Here is a 16,064-nt window from a genome sequence, read left to right on the forward strand (position 1 = left end):
GCCAGGAATTATCCCAGATTTCCAACCAAACAGATTGTAAGACAATCTTATTGACTTACGAAAAGGTGCGCTCTACGATGGGACCCGTTAGCCAAAGGAGAGACACATGAATCAAGACCTGTTCGATAAAGGCCTCAAGACCCGTCGTGAAGTGCTGGGCAGCGAGTACGTCGATGCATCGCTGAAGAATGCCGACGACTTCAATCGCGATATGCAGGAACTGGTGACCCAGTACTGCTGGGGGGATGTTTGGAATCGCCCAGGCCTGGAGCGTCGCACGCGCAGTTTCCTGAACCTGGCGATGATTGCCGCGCTCAACCGGCCGCACGAGCTGAAGCTGCACGTGCGTGGCGCCATCAACAACGGGCTGACCAAGGATGAAATCAAAGAGGTCTTCCTGCAGGTGGCCATCTACTGCGGCGTGCCGGCGGCGATTGACTCGTTCCGCATCGCCCGGGAAGTGTTCAAGGAAATGGACATCTAAGGAGTCGGCCATGAAGCAGATTGGATTCGTCGGCCTTGGCATGATGGGTTTCCCCATGGCCGGCCGCCTGGTCGCAGCGGGGGTGAACGTTCTGGCCTATGACGTGGCCGCGCAGACGCGGGAGCGTTTCGCTGCCGAGCACAAGGCAGGCCGTGTAGCGGCGGACCTGCAAGAGTTCGGCGACTGCGATGTAGTCGTGACAATGCTGCCCAACTCTGAAATCGTCGACGAAGCCGTCCTCACGTTGACCAAGGTTCTGCAGCGAGGAGCCCTCGTGGTCGACATGAGTTCCGCCGACCCGGTGCGCACGCGAACGCTTTTGGAAGCGGTCAAGGCGGCAGGCTTGACGATGATTGATGCTCCCGTCTCTGGCGGGGTAAGCCGGGCGCGCGCAGGGACTCTGGCGATTATGGCCGGTGGGAATGCCGCCGATGTCGACAGGGTGCGGCCGCTCCTTGGACACTTGGGTTCCACGCTCACCCATGTGGGCGGCATTGGCGCAGGCCATGCAATGAAGGCGCTGAACAACTACGTGTCGGCCGCTGGTTTGATCGCGACCGCGGAAGCGTTGATTGCCGGCCAGCGCTTTGGCATCGACCCCGACGTCATGGTCGACGTCCTGAACAGCTCCACCGGGAAGAACAACACGACGGAAAACAAGGCAAAGCAGTTCATGCTTTCCGGTGCGTTCAATTCCGGGTTCTCGCTCGCCCTGATGGCAAAGGATGTCGGCATCGCGGCCGTTCTTGCCGAGGCAGTAGACGCCGCCATGCCGCTAGGCGTGCATGTCAACGCTCTATGCACGCAAGCATCCAAAGAGCTAGGGAAGGGCGCGGACCACACGGAAATGTACCGCTTCGTCGAGCACCCATAGTCGCGGGCCAACAAGCCGCTTCGACAAGGCTTCCGACCGGAAGCGGATAGGCTGGGAGGCTCCCGGATTCTTCGATGTATGGATTTGCCGCGCCGAAAGGCGCGGTGGGTCACGCTCGTCCCTACGACGGCCACAAGCCAAAAAAACAAGGCGAATCGACAGAAGTCGCCGTTCAGACTGGAGACATCATGAAACGAATTTTCGCAGCAGCCACAGGTATTGCCATAGCGCTGACTTCAGCAATCGCGACTGCTCAGTCGTATCCAACGAAGCCGATTCAGGTCATCATCCCGTATGCACCGGGAGGGTCTACTGACGTGATTGGGCGGGCATTGGGTGAAGCCATGGCTCGCAACCTCAAGGAACCGGTCGTCATTGAGAATTCCGGGGGCGCGGGTGGGACAATTGGGACGGCGCGGGTTGTGAACGCACAGGCGAACGGCTACACGCTGCTCTTCCACAACATGGGCATTGCCACCGCGCCGGCGTTGTACAAGAAGCTGAGCTTCGACTCGACCAAGGACCTGGAGCCGATTGGCCAAGCGGCTGACGTGCCGATGATTTTCGTAGGAACAAAGGGCTTCGCGCCTTCGAACCTGAAGGATGTCATTGCCTTCATCAAGCAGAAACAGGGCTCGGTGCGTTTCGGCCATGCGGGTAACGGCTCGACATCGCATCTCTGCGCGATGCTGCTGGCCAAGACGCTCGGCACGGAGGTGACCATGGTGCCGTATCGCGGTACCGGACCGGCGCTACAGGACCTGCTTGCTGGACAAGTCGACCTGCTATGTGACCAACCAGTGGCGACCGGCCCCTACATCAAGAGCGGAATGTTGAAGCCCTATGCCCTGGCGGCAGCCTCGCGTCTACCGAGCCTGCCAGATGTCCCCACGTTCGCCGAGGCGGGTTTGTCAAACTTCGAGCTCGAGGTTTGGCACGGTCTCTACGCGCCGAAGGGTACGCCGCCGGCAGTCATCGAAAGATTGAACCAAGCCTTGCGATTCGCGCTTGCTGACCAGGCCGTATTGCAGCGGTTTGCCCAGATGGGGGTCACCGTTCCGACCGCAGCGCGGCAAGATGCGCCGACGCTCGGGATACGCACCAAGGCAGAAATCGCACGTTGGACCCCGGTCATTAAGGCGGCAGGCGTCTACGCGGAGTAGCGCAGCTTGGACAGGACCGGAGGTTCCGGCCTATTCAGAGAGTGGGGCGTCCACAAGAACACCGGTCCTCAGTCGACGGATGCGCGGGTCGACAAAGTACCCTCCACCCTCTACGTAGCGCAAATACGCGCGTTGGCATACGTTGCACTCCGAGACGGTGCAGCGGTTGTACGGATAGTAGAGGGCGGCAATCGGTGCTGCGGCCGACCAGAGGGTTGTGTCCTGAGGGTGATACTCCTCAAAGGTCGCCTCGGTGTAGATATCGCGAACCAAGGTGCCAATGGCGCCAAGCTGTTGCTCTGGGAAGGAGACCGGCAAAGAAGTCCAACCATCAAGTTCAGGGGCGCTACACGCACAGTCGACAGTTACGGCATCAGTACGGCGGGCGAGAGCTTGCAGGGTGTCAAACTGCAGGTAGGTTTCGTTTTCCACGGGGGCGTTGCGTGATAGAGCAGGCTTCTCAAAGCCAACCGTCGCATCATACAGCAGCAGTGGGCAACCAGGGCTCTCTGCCCTGGTTGCCCACCGCGAAGCAGTTCAGGGGCGAAAAAATACGGTTGGATGAAGGCGTAGTGGCCATGTACGCGTGGGTTATTCCGGGGACAGCGTCCCAAGCCATTCTCGTTGTCGAGTCTTCTCTAGTCCACCTTTGCCCCGGAGATGCGAACTTGTTCTGCAGCGATGGGCATCTGCTTCTTGACGAAGGTCCAGTAATCATCCACACCCATCGGCTTGACAGGCAATGAGCCTTGCTCCGAGAACTGTCTATGAAGCTCAGGGTCTCGCAATGCTTGGTTCAGCGCGGCGTTCAGCTTCTCCAGCGCTGGCCTTGGCGTGTTCGCTGGCGCCACCAACCCATACCAAGAATCGGTATAGAACCCCTTCACGCCGGCTTCGTCGAAAGTTGGCACGTCGGGAAGCGCTGGCAGTCGCTGATGCGCGGCAACAGCAAGCGGACGAACCTTGCCAGAACGGATGAAGGGGAGCGCTCCCGTCGTGATGACGAAGTCGACTCGGCCGGCCATCAGGTCGGTCATTGCAGGGGCGGTGCCTTTGAACGGGATGTGTGCTATGTCCACGTTGGCCAGCTTCCTGAACACCGCGCCCGCGAGATGCTGGCTTGAGCCGACACCGCCTGAGCCGAAGTTCAGCTGACCAGGCTGAGCGCGCGCCTTTTTAATCAGGTCCTGGACAGAGCGATATGGAGAGTCTTTGGGAACGAGCATCACGCCTGGTGAGGTCGTAATCAGGCCAATTGGCGCAAAGTCCTTGATCGGGTCGTGGTTCAGCCGGCTGTAAAGCGCGGAATTCAGGCCGTGCGAGGCCACCGTGGCAAGCATGATGGTGCTGCCATCCGGTTTCGCGCGAGAGGCGACATCCGTGCCGATGTTGCCGCCTGCCCCTGCGCGGTTGTCGATGACGATGGATTGCCCCAGCGCCTTGGACATTTGCGCAGACACCAGACGGGCAACGGCGTCCGAGGGGCCGCCCGCAGGCCATCCGACGACCATGGTAATCGGACCGGGCAGCAACGCCGGCTGCGCCAACAGGAGCGTGGACCAGGCGAGTGTCGCGGAGCCAGCCGCAGTCCGGAGAAGCCGGCTTACTTTTCCTGCCATGGCATCTCCTTCCACAGTTGACGGAAGCCCGCCTCACCTCGCTCGAGTTCAGCGGCATATGCGGCAGGATCAAGGTAGCGCAGCGGCGCAAACATGGCATCGGCTTGCTGCTTGAATTGCGGGTCCGCGACAACCTTCGCCAGGGCGGCGACCAGCTTCTTCCTTACCGGTTCCGGCAGGCCCTTGGGCGCGGCGAGCCCGCGCAAGGATGCCAGCTCGATGTTGTAGCCCTGCTCGCGGAAGGTCGACACATTGGGCGCAAGTACCGCGCGTGCAGCTCCCATCTGTCCCAGGAACTTGAGTGGCGTGCCACCCTTCTGGTACGCCAATGCCTCGCCCACATTGATGGCGCCAATCGTAATCTGTTGACCGGTCAGGGCGCCACGGACTTCGCCGGCGCCCTTGTAGCCCACGTGCGTCATCTTTACGCCGGAGGCCTTTTCAAACAAGAGCATGGCGAGATGGTCGTCTGAGCCCACGCCCGTGGTGCCTACAGTGACCGCGCCCGGGTTCGCCTTGGCGTACTTCACGAGCGTGGCCAAGGAATCGATGTTGCTGGACTGGCTAACGGTGAATGCGCCCGGGTCGTCCACCAGGTTGCCGATGAGATCGTAGCTCTTCCAGGTGAACGTCGTCTTGCGCTCAATCGGAATAGTCAGCAGGTTCGGCGTGTTGATGAAGCCGACGGTGTAGCCGTCCGGTGCGGCGCGTGCCAGCTCGGCAAAGCCAATGGCGCCACCCGCGCCTGGCTTGTTCTGGACCACAATGGTTGCGCCTAGCTCCTTCTCGAGATGTCGTGCGAGCAAGCGGGCAACCAGGTCAGTGCCGCCGCCAGGAGCGTACGCGACAATCATCTCGATTGGGCGATTCGGCCATGGTGCGGCTTCGGCCCTGGCTGCGACTGGCGCCAAAGCGCCAACCATGCCGGCGAGCGAGCACGCAGCCAGGAGAACGGATAGACGCCGACGACGGAAGTCGGGAGTGGAATGCATGGTTTTGTCTCCTCGCCGGCCCTCATGAAGCCGGCGTATTGTTGTGGCTATTGCTTGGTCAGTCGGCGGCAGCGAGCAAGGCGGCGTCTATCCGTTGCCTCGCCCTGGGCCAGACTTCGGGATTCACAAGGCGCTCGGGCTTCTCGCCTGTTGCGAGCAGCTCCACAATTTGCGTGGCGGCCAACGTCGCGTTCCTGCGACGAGCGTCATGCGTTACTCCGGCCGTGTGGAAGGTGGCTACGACGTTCTCAAGGGTCAGGAGCGGATGGCTTGGCGGTGGCGGTTCCTGGTCCCAGACGTCCAGACCGGCTCCGGCAAGGTGGCCGGACGACAACGCGGCATATAGGGCCTCTTCGTCGTGGATGCCTCCACGCGCCGTACTGACGAATATGCTTCCGCGGCGCATTGTCGCGAAGGTGTCTGCATTCATCATCCCCAGGGTGCTGGCGTTTCGGGGGCAATGCAGCGAAACGACGTCAGCGGTGCGCAGCAACTCGCCGAAGGAGACAAACTCGGCGCCTCGCTTGGCCATCTCCGCACTATTGAGAAGGGGGTCATAGCCAATCACGCGCATGCCGAAAGCACGGCCAAGTGCTGCAGCACGACTTCCGGCATGTCCGACCCCGACCAGACCCAGCGTGCGCCCGCGTAGTTCGTGGCCCATCAGGTCTTCGCGGCTTCCGGTGCCATGCGCTTTCATGCGACGGTCGGATTCGGGGATGCGTCGCATGACGGACAACATCAATCCCACTGCCATTTCAGCTACGGAATCGGCGTTGCCGCCGGCCTGGTTCATCACGGCAACGCCCGCTGCCGTGCAGGCATCGATGTCAATCGTGTCGCAGCCAGACCCGCTTGATGACACCGCGATGAGATTCGGGCAACGCGCAAGCAGTTCCGCGGTAACGAACCAGCGCCGGGGCAGTTCGTCCTTGGCGGCCGTAATCTGGTACACGTGTGCCTGAGACAGGCGCGCCCAAGCCTCGTCGTCAGCGCCTTCGCGTTGGCATGTGTGCAGACTGATGCCGGGGCGCTCGCCCACAATCCGGTTAAAGGCGGGGTCGAGCCAGTAGTCAAAGCGCACTACCTGACGCTGCCCTTGAATGGTTGTGATGGACTGGCTCACAGTACCCCCTTGTCAGCCAGCGAGCGGTCCACCCAGGCGCGGTCCGCGCGACCCTGTGCGATCGATTCCAGAATGCCGGCTTCGGTCCGCTGTACGTCTTCCACGTGGACCGCTATCGCTTCGGCTTCTTCGGCGGGAACCACCAGCAGTCCATCACCATCGCCAATAATCAGGTCGCCAGGTCGGACCACCATGCCGTCGATGGAGACCGGTACGTGGAGTTCACCCGGACCATCCTTATAGGGGCCACGGTGCGAGACACCGCGCGCGTAGACAGGCAGTGGCTCCTTGCCAATCGCGTCACTGTCGCGAATCAAGCCATCGATGACAAAGCCGGCTGCTCCGCGCGAGATGGCGAGCGCAAGCATGATCTCGCCGATGATTGCATTGGGTCCCACGCCACCCGCATCTACTACGATAACGTCACCAGGGCCAGAGAGGTCAATTGCCTTGTGAACCATGAGGTTGTCGCCCGGACGCGTGCGAACGGTAAGCGCTCGTCCGACCAGGTTGCCATCGCGGCGGTGAAACGGGCGCAGCTGACTGGTTCCGGTCGTGCGGCTCATCGCGTCGCTGACGTTGGCGACGGGGAAATGCCGGTACCGTTCCATCAGCGAGGAACTGACAAGGTGTGCGGGGCGCGGATGGATGCGAAAACCATGCGGCGAAGTCATTGTTCTGTCTCCTGTGTCGGCCGTGAAGGACCTGTTGGATTGACTTGGAAGCTGCAACTCAGTTCGGAAGGGGGCGCTGGATGCAATGTGCATCAACATCTGTCACGCGCGTGATGCCCAGCATGGCCAGGTCGCGAGAAATCTCGGCTTGCATCAGGTCGATGCCATGTGCAACGCCATGGCGGGAACCGACCGTCGCGGCATAGGCGAACGGTCGTCCAATGAAAACGCATCGGGCGCCCAGGGCGAGTGCCTTGATGACATCGGTGCCGCGACGCACGCCACTGTCGAGCATCACAGGCAGTTGCGGGACGGCCTCGACGATTTCAGGCAGGGCTCGCATTGAAGCGATGGCGCCATCAAGCTGCCTGCCACCGTGGTTGGACACGATGATGCCGTCGACGCCGTGCTGATGAGCGAGGCGCGCATCTTCTGCAGTCAGGATGCCTTTGACGACGAGCTGCCCCCGCCAGCGGCGACGGATGGTCGCCAGGTGGTCCCAAGTGAAATGGGCGCGGTCCGAGAAGTCCCGCTGCACGTCGCGCGAGACGATGGGTGCACCGCGGTGGGCGTAGGCGTTCTCGAAGTGCGGCACGCCGTGGCGCAGCAGGGTTCGGGCGAAGGTGCCGAGCAGCCAGCGCGGATGGGTGATGCCTTGCCAGGCGAGGGGCGCACTAGGCCGTAGCGGGGTGGAAAAGCCCGCACGCACGTTGTTTTCGCGGTTGCCCGCCACGGGCGTGTCCACTGTGATGACGAGGGTCTCGACCCGGGCCGCTTCAACCCGCGCAAGCAGGCCTTCGATGTGGCGCATGTCACCGGGCAGGTAGGCCTGGAACCAAGTCCCTGGAGCGGCTTCCATGACCTCTTCGAGCCGAATCAGGGACGAACCGCTCATGATGGCCGGTACGGACGCCTGGCAAGCTGCCTGTGCCATGATGACGTCCCCGCGGTACGCGAAAAGCGCGGAGATGCCCATGGGTGCAAGACCGAATGGCGCGGCATATCGTTGGCCGAACAGGGTTAAGCTCAGGTCTCGCGTAGAGACGCCCGCCAGCACGCGTGGTCGCAGTGCGATTTCCTCGAACGACCGTCGATTTTGACCCAGGGAGATGTTGTCCTCGACCGCGCCGCTTACGTAGGCGTACAGCGGCTTGGGCAGCCGCTTGCGAGCCAACGGCTCGAAGTCCTTCAGCGACAACACCTGCTGCTTCAGCCAGGCGATGTCGCGCCCGCTTGCTTCAACGGTATCCTTGCCACCGGGGTGAAGTGCAGAAGTCTGTGCGGCATCGTAGAGGGGAGCGGTCGACATGGGAGCGATTGCTATGGGTTGGAGCAAATCTAGCAACCCGCACGCAACGAAAAAAGTGAAAAATACCGAAGATATAATTTCGCTTTTTGGAAAAAGTCGACCATCGGTCGTTGGGACTCGCTATGACTCTTAAGCAACTCGAAGCTTTCTACTGGGCGGCAACCTGTGTCAACTTCACGGTGGCGGCGGAGCGCGTCCACCTGTCCGTCTCGTCCCTCTCAAAACGGATTGCCGAACTGGAGGCGTCATTGGGCGTGGAATTGTTCGACCGCAGCGGGCGAAGCGCCGAACTGACCGCGCAGGGCGAGCAGATGCTGCCGCAGATTCGCGCGATGCTGCACGCCGCCGCAGAGTTGCGGCAATCCGCGGGGCAGCGTCAGGGCTTGATTGGACGATGCCGTATCGGCTTGGGCGAGTTGAGCGGACTTACCTGGTTGCCCAGGCTCGTGCGTGAAGTGTCGTCACGCCACCCGGGCCTATTGCTGGAGCCCCATCTCGATATCGGGCAGGTCCTTGAGCAGCGTCTCCATGACGGGGAGCTGGATATCGGCGTTCTCGCTGGGCCGTCCACCCGCAGCAGCTTGGCAGCCGAGCGGATTGGCCAGGTGGACTTTGCGTGGGTCGCTAGCCAGTCGTTCCTCAAGACGGCCGGCACCGACGAGCCACGGATGCTCATGGGAGAGCAGACGTTGCTGACGCTCCCCGTTGGTGCCGGGGGGACCAGGGTGCTCGACCAGTGGCTGGCTCGCCGTGGGCTCATGGTCGGCCGGCGCCTGATGTGCAATAGCTGGGGCGCTGTCGTTGGAATGCTGGTTGAAGGGCTGGGTTTCGGATTCGTTCCGAGCTTGTGGGCTGACGCACTTGTCGAACGGGGAGCACTCCGATTCTTGCCGGATAGCGACGCTCTGGAGCCGCTTCACTATGCAGTGCAGTGGCGTCGCGATGACACCCGGCCGTTGATCCTGGCGATGCGCGAGATTGTCCGTGGCGTCATCGACTTCCAAGCTCCGCGTTGTTTCGTCTAGGCACAGCGTTTGCAACATCGGAGCACGGTAGTGGCGCTACGCAAAGGCCCAATGCTTCTTTGACTGCCCGGACGAGTGGCCTAAATGGACACCGCGTAATATTACGCTCTCGTTGCAGGAACCGGATGTGTCGCTCACCAAGGCAAGTTCCCAGTACCCGCCAATGTGTCAACTCAATTTTCTCGCAAGAACGATTGATCGAATTTGTCGCGCGGCCAAGGCGACCATGGGCAGGTGGCGAGCGCACCCCCTCAGTGCGCAAGCACAGTCCGCCATCGCACGCGTGCTTCGATCACGCGATGCGTTGCTCAGGCCGCCGGCCTTCGCTCAGTACAGCGGGAACGTGGCCTTGAGCCAGAGCGCGCCACCGTCCGCACGGTTGCGCACGCCGGTCTCGGCCTGATACTTCAGGCTGACGAACCAGCCCTTGCCGCTGTCGTACTTGATCGAGGGGCCGATGGCGAAGGCGCGGCCCCGGTTATTCGCCACGGTCGCGCCAGCCTGCCGGTCGTCGGTGGTCTGCAGGTAGTAGTAGCCGCCGACACCCACCACCCAGTTGCGGAGGATGCCGTAGCCGAGCGAATAGTCGGCGATCAACTCCTGGCCCGAACGATAATCCGTGGCGTCATTCCTGCCGTTGAAGGTGTACATAAGCTTCAGGTCGGCGTTCACGCCCTCGGGGTCCATGCGGGTCACGCCCACCAGCGGCTGCACTGCCCAGTAGTGACGGCCAATGTTCGCCAGGTCGGTCTGGCGATAGCCGCCGGTCGGCGCGAAGACATCGACGCCGGCCAGCAGGTGCAGGGTCGGGGACAAGTGCCAGCCCAGCGCAGTGCCGAAGGTCATGTCGCCGATGCCGGTGTTGCGCTGGCTTTCAGCGCCCGCGTTAACCTTGAGCGTCACCAGTGGCAGGATGCCGTGGAAGGCGAGCGAGCCGCCGAAGATCTGCGTTGGCGTCACCCAGATCAGCCGCGGCACGATGGCCGTGGCTTCCACCCGGAAATTCGGCACGGGAATGCGATCCCCGTGGTTGTCCCGCAGCGTCGAGGCGTTGTATTGCTGGCCGAAGACCTGGCCGTAGACGCCGGGCGGCGGCAGGGCGCAGCAGCCGTAGTTCTCGGCGCCGACGGGATAGATCGAGCCACCGCCCTCGGTGGCCTGCGACGCAGCCGGTGTCGCCAGCGCGGCACAGGCCGCCAGTTTCAGGATCCATCGATGGCGCGTTGCGTGGTCTGAGTGCATCTTCGTGTCTCCTCGGTCGTTATGTCCGTTATGTTTTGTGCGCAGCCAGGGGCGAACGATAGGGCGATTGGCCGGGGTATCACAATGCGGCGGGCCGCGACTGCCGTATTCGGGATTCGCGAATAACGCCGGGGGGCGTCGCAGATCGGGGTGCGCAGGGCGCGGCGGCGATCTTTGCTATGCTCTCGGTGAGCCAGCGGGGGGCGATCCCCCTCGCGGCAATGACGCAAGCCAGCAGGCAGGCAAATCGAACCTGCCGGATATTACGGAGACGCCATGGACCGCTTTCTCAGCCTTGAAGCTTTTGTCCGGGTAGCGGAGACCAGCAGTTTCGCCGAGGCGGCGCGCCAGCTCGGCGTGACCAACTCGGTGGTGACCAACCGCATCCAGCAGCTCGAGAAATTCATCGACGCGCCGCTTTTCCACCGCAGCACGCGCCACGTCAGGCTGTCGGAGGTGGGCGAGGCCTACTACAAGGAGTGCGCGGATGCGGTCGCGCGCCTGAACAGCCTGACCGACCAGATGTGCGACGTGCGCGCAACGCCGAGCGGCAAGCTGCGCATCCAGGTGCTGCCCGGCTTCGCGATCAGGCATCTGGCCCGCCTGCTGGCGGGCTTCACCGACCGTTACCCCAGCATCCAGCTCGACATCATCGTCAACGACCGCGTGGTCGATCCGATCGAGGAAGGCTTCGACGTGGCCTTCCAGATCTTTCCGCCGATTTCCGAGTCCTTGATCGAGAAGCGGCTCTTTCCCGTGCGCCGCCTCTTCTGCGCGGCACCGGCCTACCTGGAGCGCCACGGCACGCCACAGAAGCCCGTGGAACTGCTGAGCCACACCGTGGCGCTCTACTCGGGCTACCCGTCGCGCAACCGCTGGGCATTCCAGCGCGGCGACGAGCCGACCGTCGAGATCGAAATGCCGGGCCAGGTGCGTTCGAATTCGGTGCACATGCTGCGCGACTACGCGCTCGGCGGTAGCTGTGTGGTCTGCCTGCCGACGCTGGTAGCGAGCGAAGCACTGCTCGACGGCAGCCTGGCGCCGGTGCTGACCGACTACACGCTGGCCTCCTACACCTTCGCAGCGGTCTATCCGGCCACGCAGCGGCAGGCGGTGAAGGTGCGGGTGCTGGTGGAGTACCTGTCGGCGGCGCTGGCGGGCGAACCTGCCTGGGACGTGCCGCTGCTCGAACGCGGCTGGGTGCGCTGAGGCGTCCTCCGGGCCCCCACTATTCGCGATCCGCGAACACGGCAGTCGCCGGCAGGCCAATTGTTGTTGCGCTGCGATAGAACCTATCTTTGAAGCAACAAAGCAGCAACAAGACGATTGGCACCACTCAGGAGACAGACGTGACCAGTACCACCTTCAAGACCGAGTTCGGTTCGCTCGAACACTATCGCAAGGGCGGCATCGAGCTGACCCAGGGCAGCGCGCAACACTATGTGTTTTCCAATGTGTTCGAAGTCGCCTCGCAATCCGCGCCTTACGAGAAGGTCGTGGTCGGCAAGAATCTCGAGTACGTGATCGAGACCCTGCGCGCCGAGGGCGTGTCGCCGTGGTTCACCTGTGCGCACGATGAGTTCGCCATCCTGCTCGACGGCGAGGCGCGCATCGACTTCATCGCCCCGCCGCAGCCGGTGACCGCCGGCCAGGGCACCGTGCTTGCCGGCGACGCGCCGGCTGGCAAAGCCATGGGTCATGTGATTCTGCGCAAGGGTCATCAGGCGCTGCTGCCGGCCGGTGCCGCGTACCGCTTCACGGCAAGCCGGGCCGGCGTGCTGCTGGTGCAGACGCGCATCGGCGAGCTGTCGGTGGAGAAGTGGGCGGACATCTGCCTGCACTGAACAGACAAGATCCGAAAGGAGATTCCAGCCATGGCCATGCTCGACATTGCAGACAAGCCCACCACCTTCGCCGCCGACAAGGTGGTGTCCACAGGACCCGATGCCGTCACCGGCTACAAGACCTTCCGCCTCGGCCGGTTCGAGTTCACGCGCGACGAATATTTTGCCAAGATCCACTGGCCATCCGGCGGCCAGGCCCGCACCCACGCCATCCCGGCCGATGCCTTCCTGCGCGCACTGATGCGCGACGTGGCCTGGGGCTTCTTCTACGGCTGGGTCAACTTCGACCATGTTTTCGGCACGCGCAACCACTATGGCAAGGTGGACGTCTACGCCGGCTCGTTCAACGGCGTGATGAAGGACGCCGGAGTGGACTACACCGAGACCTTCGAGACGCCCGTGATCATGGCCACCTTCAAGGCCATGCTGCACGACTGGACCAACGAGGGCTTCGACCCGTTCGCCGCGCCCGCGGAAACCGGCACCGCGTTCGGCCGCAAGCACGGCGAGAACGGCGCCGCCATCGAGCGCTCGCGCATCGCTACGCGCCGCATGCCAGGCCTGAAGGATGACTCGCCGCTGCGCGACGACCTGCCGGTCAACCGTGCCTTTGCCGATGTGGCGCAGGACGAGCCGGAAGTCCATGTCGAACCTGGCTTCGAAGGCCAGTTGCACGCATTCAACCTGTTCAAGTACCTGTCGCGCTCGGACGTGACGTGGAACCCGTCGGTGACCTCGGTATGCGGCCAGAGCCTGTTCTGCCCGACCACGGAGGAGTTCATCCTGCCGGTCTTCCATGGCAATGACCGCGTCGAATGGTTCCTGCAGTTGTCCGACGAAATCGTCTGGGACATCGGCGACAAGAACACCGGCGCGCCGCGTGCACGCGTGACCATGCGCGCGGGCGACATCTGTGCCATGCCGGCCGACATCCGCCACCAGGGCTATTCCACCAAGCGCTCGATGCTGTTGGTGTGGGAGAACGCCACCCCCGGCCTGCCCCAGCGCTACGAGAGCGGCGAGCTGAAGCCCTATCCGGTCGATTTCTGAAGTCCGGCAGCCCCGGTACTTCCCGGCGCGGCCAGCCCGTGCTCCCCATCGAATCCCATCGACCCATCGCGCGGCACGGCACTTCCCGTGCCGCGAGGAGACGATTTTGCCTATCCTGACCAAACTCTTCATCGACGGACGCTTCGTCGACGCGCTCGCGGGCGGCACCATCGACGTGTACAACCCGCACGACGGCAGCGTCATCACGTCCATCGCCGCCGCCGAGCCGGCCGACGTCGACCTTGCCGTGGCCGCCGCCACGCGCGCCTTCCCGGCCTGGTCGCGCATGGCCGCCGCCGAGCGCGGCCGCCTGCTTTTGAAGCTCGCCGACAAGATCGAGCAGTACGGCGACGAGCTGGCGCACCTCGAATCGCTCGACACCGGCCACCCGATCCGCGATTCGCGTGGCCTCGACGTGCCGCGCACCGCGGCGTGCTTCCGTTATTTCGGCGGCATGGCCGACAAGTTGCAGGGCTCGGTCATCCCGGTGGAAACGGGTTTCCTCAACTACGTGCAGCGCGCCCCGATCGGCGTGGTCGGGCAGATCGTGCCGTGGAACTTCCCGCTGATGTTCACCAGCTGGAAGATGGGCCCCGCGCTGGCGGCCGGCAATACGGTGGTGCTCAAGCCGTCGGAGCTGACGCCGCTGTCAACGCTGCGCATCGCCGAGCTGATGGCCGAGGTCGGCTTCCCGCCCGGCGTGGTCAATATCGTGCCCGGCTACGGCCACACCGCCGGGCAGCGGCTGGCCGAGCATCCCGGCGTGGGCAAGATCGCCTTCACCGGCTCTACCGCGACCGGTCGCCGCATCGTCGAGGCGTCGCAGGGCAACCTGAAGCGCGTCCAGCTCGAACTGGGCGGCAAGGGCGCCAATATCGTGTTCGACGATGCCGACCTCGATGCCGCTGTCAACGGCGCGGCCTGGGCCATCTTCCACAACCAGGGGCAGGCCTGCATCGCTGGCTCGCGGCTGGTGCTGCATGAGCGCGTCGCCGACGCCTTCCTGGAGCGCTTCAGTGCGCTGGCAGCGTCGATCCGGCTGGGCGATCCGCTCGACCCCGAGACCGAGATGGGCCCACTGACGTCCGCCCAGCACCGCGACCGCGTGCTGTCCTATGTGGCGGTCGCCCAGGAGCAGGGCGCGCGCATATTGGCGGGCGGCAAGGCGCCGGATGCCGCCACGCTGGCACAGGGCTACTACGTGCAGCCGACCATCGTCGAAGCGAAGCCGGAGGACCGGGTTGCGCAGGAGGAGGTGTTCGGCCCGTTCGTGACGGTGTTGCGCTTTGGCACCGACGAGGAGGCGCTGGCCATCGCCAACGGCACCGCCTACGGGCTCGGCAGCGGCCTGTGGACGCGCGACCTGTCGCGCGCACACAAGCTGGCCAGCGGCATCCACGCTGGCATGTGCTGGATCAACTGCTACAAGCGCGTCAATCCCGGCAGCCCGTTCGGCGGCGTCGGCCAGTCCGGTTACGGCCGCGAGATGGGCTTCGAAGCCATGCACGACTACACCGAGGCCCGCTCCGTCTGGGTCAACGTGGATGCCAAGGTGCCGCCGCACTTCAAGCGCTGAGGAGGGATCATGCTGCGCTTTGCCTATCAGTCGCTGCCGTCGCGCGTGGTGTTCGAAGCCGGGGGCCTGGCACGGCTGCCGGAAGAGGTGGAGAAGCTCGGCGCCCGCCGCGCGCTGGTGCTGACGACGCCGGAGCAACGGCCACTGGGCGAGCGCGTCGCGCAGGCGCTCGGGGCGCGCGCGGCCGGCGTGCATGACAAGGCGCAGATGCATGTGCCGATGGAGACCGCCGAGGCGGCGCGCGCCGAGGCCGCGCGGCTTGGCGCCGACTGTTGCGTGGCGGTTGGCGGCGGCTCCACCATCGGGCTGGGCAAGGCCATCGCGCTGACCTCCGACCTGCCCATCGTAGCGGTGCCCACGACCTATGCCGGCTCGGAGATGACGCCGATCTACGGCCTGACCGATGGCGGCCTGAAGAAGACCGGGCGCGACCTGCGCGTGCTGCCGCGTACCGTCATCTATGACCCGGAGCTGACGCTCACGCTGCCGGCGCAACTGTCGGCCTGCTCGGGCATGAACGCGATGGCGCACGCGGTGGAAGCGCTGTACGCGCAGGATGCCAATCCGATCATCAGCCTGATGGCCGAGGCGTCGATCGGTGCGCTCGCCGTGGCCTTGCCGGCGGTGATGGACAACCCGGCCGACCTGGACGCCCGCTCCGGCGCGCTGTACGGCGCCTGGCTGGCCGGCGCCTGCCTGGGGTCGGTTGGCATGGCCCTGCACCACAAGCTGTGCCACACGCTCGGCGGCAGCTTCAACCTGCCGCACGCGCAGGCGCACACCATCGTGCTGCCCTACGCCGCGCACTACAACCACGCCGCGGCCCCGAGCGCGCTCGCCGCGGTGGCGCGCGCGCTCGGCGGCAGCGCGCCGGAAGAAGCCGGGCCGCTGCTGTACGCGCTGAACCGCAGGCTCGGCGTGCCGCTGGCGCTGCGCGATATCGGCATGCCGGAGGCGGGACTGGAGCGGGCCGCCCGCGTCGCCGCCGACAACCCGTACTACAACCCGAGGCCGGTGGCGTACGACGCCATCCTCGACTTGCTGACGCGCGCATGGCGCGGCGATCCGCCTGGCTGACCATCCCCC

At 64.1% G+C, this 16,064-nt stretch carries 16 protein-coding genes; 9 read left to right on the top strand and 7 right to left on the bottom strand.

Annotated features, from left to right (window positions below; all coding sequences use genetic code 11):
- Positions 1 to 106: 106 nt before the first annotated feature.
- From pcaC to AC3FOF_RS03130, 3 genes are all read left to right on the top strand, one after another.
- Entirely contained in the window at positions 107 to 484 is a 378-nt protein-coding gene (gene pcaC / locus AC3FOF_RS03120) for a 4-carboxymuconolactone decarboxylase (protein ID WP_017230816.1), read from the top strand.
- Between the two features lie 10 nt (positions 485 to 494).
- Positions 495 to 1,358, top strand: a complete 864-nt coding sequence (locus AC3FOF_RS03125) for an NAD(P)-dependent oxidoreductase (RefSeq protein ID WP_488725739.1) — start codon at positions 495 to 497, stop codon at positions 1,356 to 1,358.
- A gap of 188 nt (positions 1,359 to 1,546) precedes the next feature.
- Positions 1,547 to 2,521, top strand: a complete 975-nt coding sequence (locus AC3FOF_RS03130; RefSeq protein ID WP_488725908.1) for a tripartite tricarboxylate transporter substrate-binding protein — start codon at positions 1,547 to 1,549, stop codon at positions 2,519 to 2,521.
- A gap of 30 nt (positions 2,522 to 2,551) precedes the next feature.
- Here AC3FOF_RS03130 and AC3FOF_RS03135 read toward each other — a convergent pair whose 3' ends face one another.
- The 6 genes from AC3FOF_RS03135 to AC3FOF_RS03160 form a co-directional block, all read right to left on the bottom strand.
- Positions 2,552 to 2,953, bottom strand: a complete 402-nt coding sequence (locus AC3FOF_RS03135) for a hypothetical protein (protein WP_488725740.1) — start codon at positions 2,951 to 2,953, stop codon at positions 2,552 to 2,554.
- Positions 2,954 to 3,159: 206 nt separating this feature from the next.
- The gene (locus AC3FOF_RS03140; protein WP_488725741.1) at positions 3,160 to 4,140 is read right to left on the bottom strand and encodes a Bug family tripartite tricarboxylate transporter substrate binding protein; all 981 of its coding nucleotides are present in this window, start codon (positions 4,138 to 4,140) and stop codon (positions 3,160 to 3,162) included.
- On the bottom strand, positions 4,125 to 5,132 hold the full coding sequence (locus tag AC3FOF_RS03145; RefSeq protein ID WP_035817964.1) for a tripartite tricarboxylate transporter substrate binding protein: 1,008 nt from the start codon (positions 5,130 to 5,132) through the stop codon (positions 4,125 to 4,127). Before AC3FOF_RS03145 ends, AC3FOF_RS03140 begins: the two co-directional genes overlap by 16 nt.
- 58 nt (positions 5,133 to 5,190) lie before the next feature.
- The gene (locus AC3FOF_RS03150; RefSeq protein WP_488725742.1) at positions 5,191 to 6,258 is read right to left on the bottom strand and encodes a hydroxyacid dehydrogenase; all 1,068 of its coding nucleotides are present in this window, start codon (positions 6,256 to 6,258) and stop codon (positions 5,191 to 5,193) included.
- Positions 6,255 to 6,932 carry an RraA family protein gene (locus tag AC3FOF_RS03155; RefSeq protein ID WP_276265477.1) on the bottom strand — a complete coding sequence of 226 codons (678 nt, stop codon included), beginning with the start codon at positions 6,930 to 6,932 and terminating at the stop codon, positions 6,255 to 6,257. The genes AC3FOF_RS03150 and AC3FOF_RS03155 overlap by 4 nt, the downstream gene beginning before the upstream one ends.
- A gap of 58 nt (positions 6,933 to 6,990) precedes the next feature.
- The gene (locus AC3FOF_RS03160) at positions 6,991 to 8,241 is read right to left on the bottom strand and encodes an alpha-hydroxy acid oxidase (protein WP_488725743.1); all 1,251 of its coding nucleotides are present in this window, start codon (positions 8,239 to 8,241) and stop codon (positions 6,991 to 6,993) included.
- Positions 8,242 to 8,363: 122 nt separating this feature from the next.
- Here AC3FOF_RS03160 and AC3FOF_RS03165 point away from each other — a divergent pair, with 122 nt between their 5' ends.
- Entirely contained in the window at positions 8,364 to 9,266 is a 903-nt protein-coding gene (locus tag AC3FOF_RS03165; protein WP_488725744.1) for a LysR family transcriptional regulator, read from the top strand.
- A gap of 327 nt (positions 9,267 to 9,593) precedes the next feature.
- On the opposite strand, the gene AC3FOF_RS03170 is transcribed toward AC3FOF_RS03165, so the two are convergent.
- Complete coding sequence (locus AC3FOF_RS03170; protein ID WP_017230826.1) at positions 9,594 to 10,508, bottom strand: transporter; 915 nt, start codon at positions 10,506 to 10,508, stop codon at positions 9,594 to 9,596.
- Positions 10,509 to 10,784: 276 nt separating this feature from the next.
- On the opposite strand from AC3FOF_RS03170, the gene AC3FOF_RS03175 reads away from it, so the two are divergent.
- The 5 genes from AC3FOF_RS03175 to AC3FOF_RS03195 all read left to right on the top strand — a co-directional run bounded on the left by AC3FOF_RS03175 (position 10,785) and on the right by AC3FOF_RS03195 (position 16,055).
- The gene (locus tag AC3FOF_RS03175) at positions 10,785 to 11,717 is read left to right on the top strand and encodes a LysR family transcriptional regulator (RefSeq protein ID WP_017230827.1); all 933 of its coding nucleotides are present in this window, start codon (positions 10,785 to 10,787) and stop codon (positions 11,715 to 11,717) included.
- Between the two features lie 140 nt (positions 11,718 to 11,857).
- Positions 11,858 to 12,352: a hypothetical protein gene (locus AC3FOF_RS03180; RefSeq protein ID WP_017230828.1), complete on the top strand. Its 495-nt coding sequence runs from the start codon at positions 11,858 to 11,860 to the stop codon at positions 12,350 to 12,352.
- 30 nt (positions 12,353 to 12,382) lie between these two features.
- Positions 12,383 to 13,402 carry a hydroxyquinol 1,2-dioxygenase gene (locus tag AC3FOF_RS03185; RefSeq protein ID WP_488725745.1) on the top strand — a complete coding sequence of 340 codons (1,020 nt, stop codon included), beginning with the start codon at positions 12,383 to 12,385 and terminating at the stop codon, positions 13,400 to 13,402.
- Positions 13,403 to 13,514: 112 nt separating this feature from the next.
- Entirely contained in the window at positions 13,515 to 14,978 is a 1,464-nt protein-coding gene (locus AC3FOF_RS03190) for an aldehyde dehydrogenase family protein (RefSeq protein ID WP_488725909.1), read from the top strand.
- Between the two features lie 9 nt (positions 14,979 to 14,987).
- Positions 14,988 to 16,055: a maleylacetate reductase gene (locus AC3FOF_RS03195; RefSeq protein WP_488725746.1), complete on the top strand. Its 1,068-nt coding sequence runs from the start codon at positions 14,988 to 14,990 to the stop codon at positions 16,053 to 16,055.
- The last annotated feature ends 9 nt before the right edge of the window (positions 16,056 to 16,064 follow it).

The organism is Cupriavidus sp. 96C5-1, assembly GCF_057798855.1.

Excerpts from the sequence above, each read along its gene's own strand:
- pcaC (WP_017230816.1), top strand. The coding sequence starts at position 107 with ATGAATCAAGACCTGTTCGATAAAGGCCTCAAGACCCGTCGTGAAGTG.
- AC3FOF_RS03125 (WP_488725739.1), top strand. The coding sequence starts at position 495 with ATGAAGCAGATTGGATTCGTCGGCCTTGGCATGATGGGTTTCCCCATG.
- AC3FOF_RS03130 (WP_488725908.1), top strand. The coding sequence starts at position 1,547 with ATGAAACGAATTTTCGCAGCAGCCACAGGTATTGCCATAGCGCTGACT.
- AC3FOF_RS03140 (WP_488725741.1), bottom strand. The coding sequence starts at position 4,140 with ATGGCAGGAAAAGTAAGCCGGCTTCTCCGGACTGCGGCTGGCTCCGCG.
- AC3FOF_RS03145 (WP_035817964.1), bottom strand. The coding sequence starts at position 5,132 with ATGCATTCCACTCCCGACTTCCGTCGTCGGCGTCTATCCGTTCTCCTG.
- AC3FOF_RS03155 (WP_276265477.1), bottom strand. The coding sequence starts at position 6,932 with ATGACTTCGCCGCATGGTTTTCGCATCCATCCGCGCCCCGCACACCTT.
- AC3FOF_RS03160 (WP_488725743.1), bottom strand. The coding sequence starts at position 8,241 with ATGTCGACCGCTCCCCTCTACGATGCCGCACAGACTTCTGCACTTCAC.
- AC3FOF_RS03165 (WP_488725744.1), top strand. The coding sequence starts at position 8,364 with ATGACTCTTAAGCAACTCGAAGCTTTCTACTGGGCGGCAACCTGTGTC.
- AC3FOF_RS03170 (WP_017230826.1), bottom strand. The coding sequence starts at position 10,508 with ATGCACTCAGACCACGCAACGCGCCATCGATGGATCCTGAAACTGGCG.
- AC3FOF_RS03175 (WP_017230827.1), top strand. The coding sequence starts at position 10,785 with ATGGACCGCTTTCTCAGCCTTGAAGCTTTTGTCCGGGTAGCGGAGACC.
- AC3FOF_RS03185 (WP_488725745.1), top strand. The coding sequence starts at position 12,383 with ATGGCCATGCTCGACATTGCAGACAAGCCCACCACCTTCGCCGCCGAC.
- AC3FOF_RS03195 (WP_488725746.1), top strand. The coding sequence starts at position 14,988 with ATGCTGCGCTTTGCCTATCAGTCGCTGCCGTCGCGCGTGGTGTTCGAA.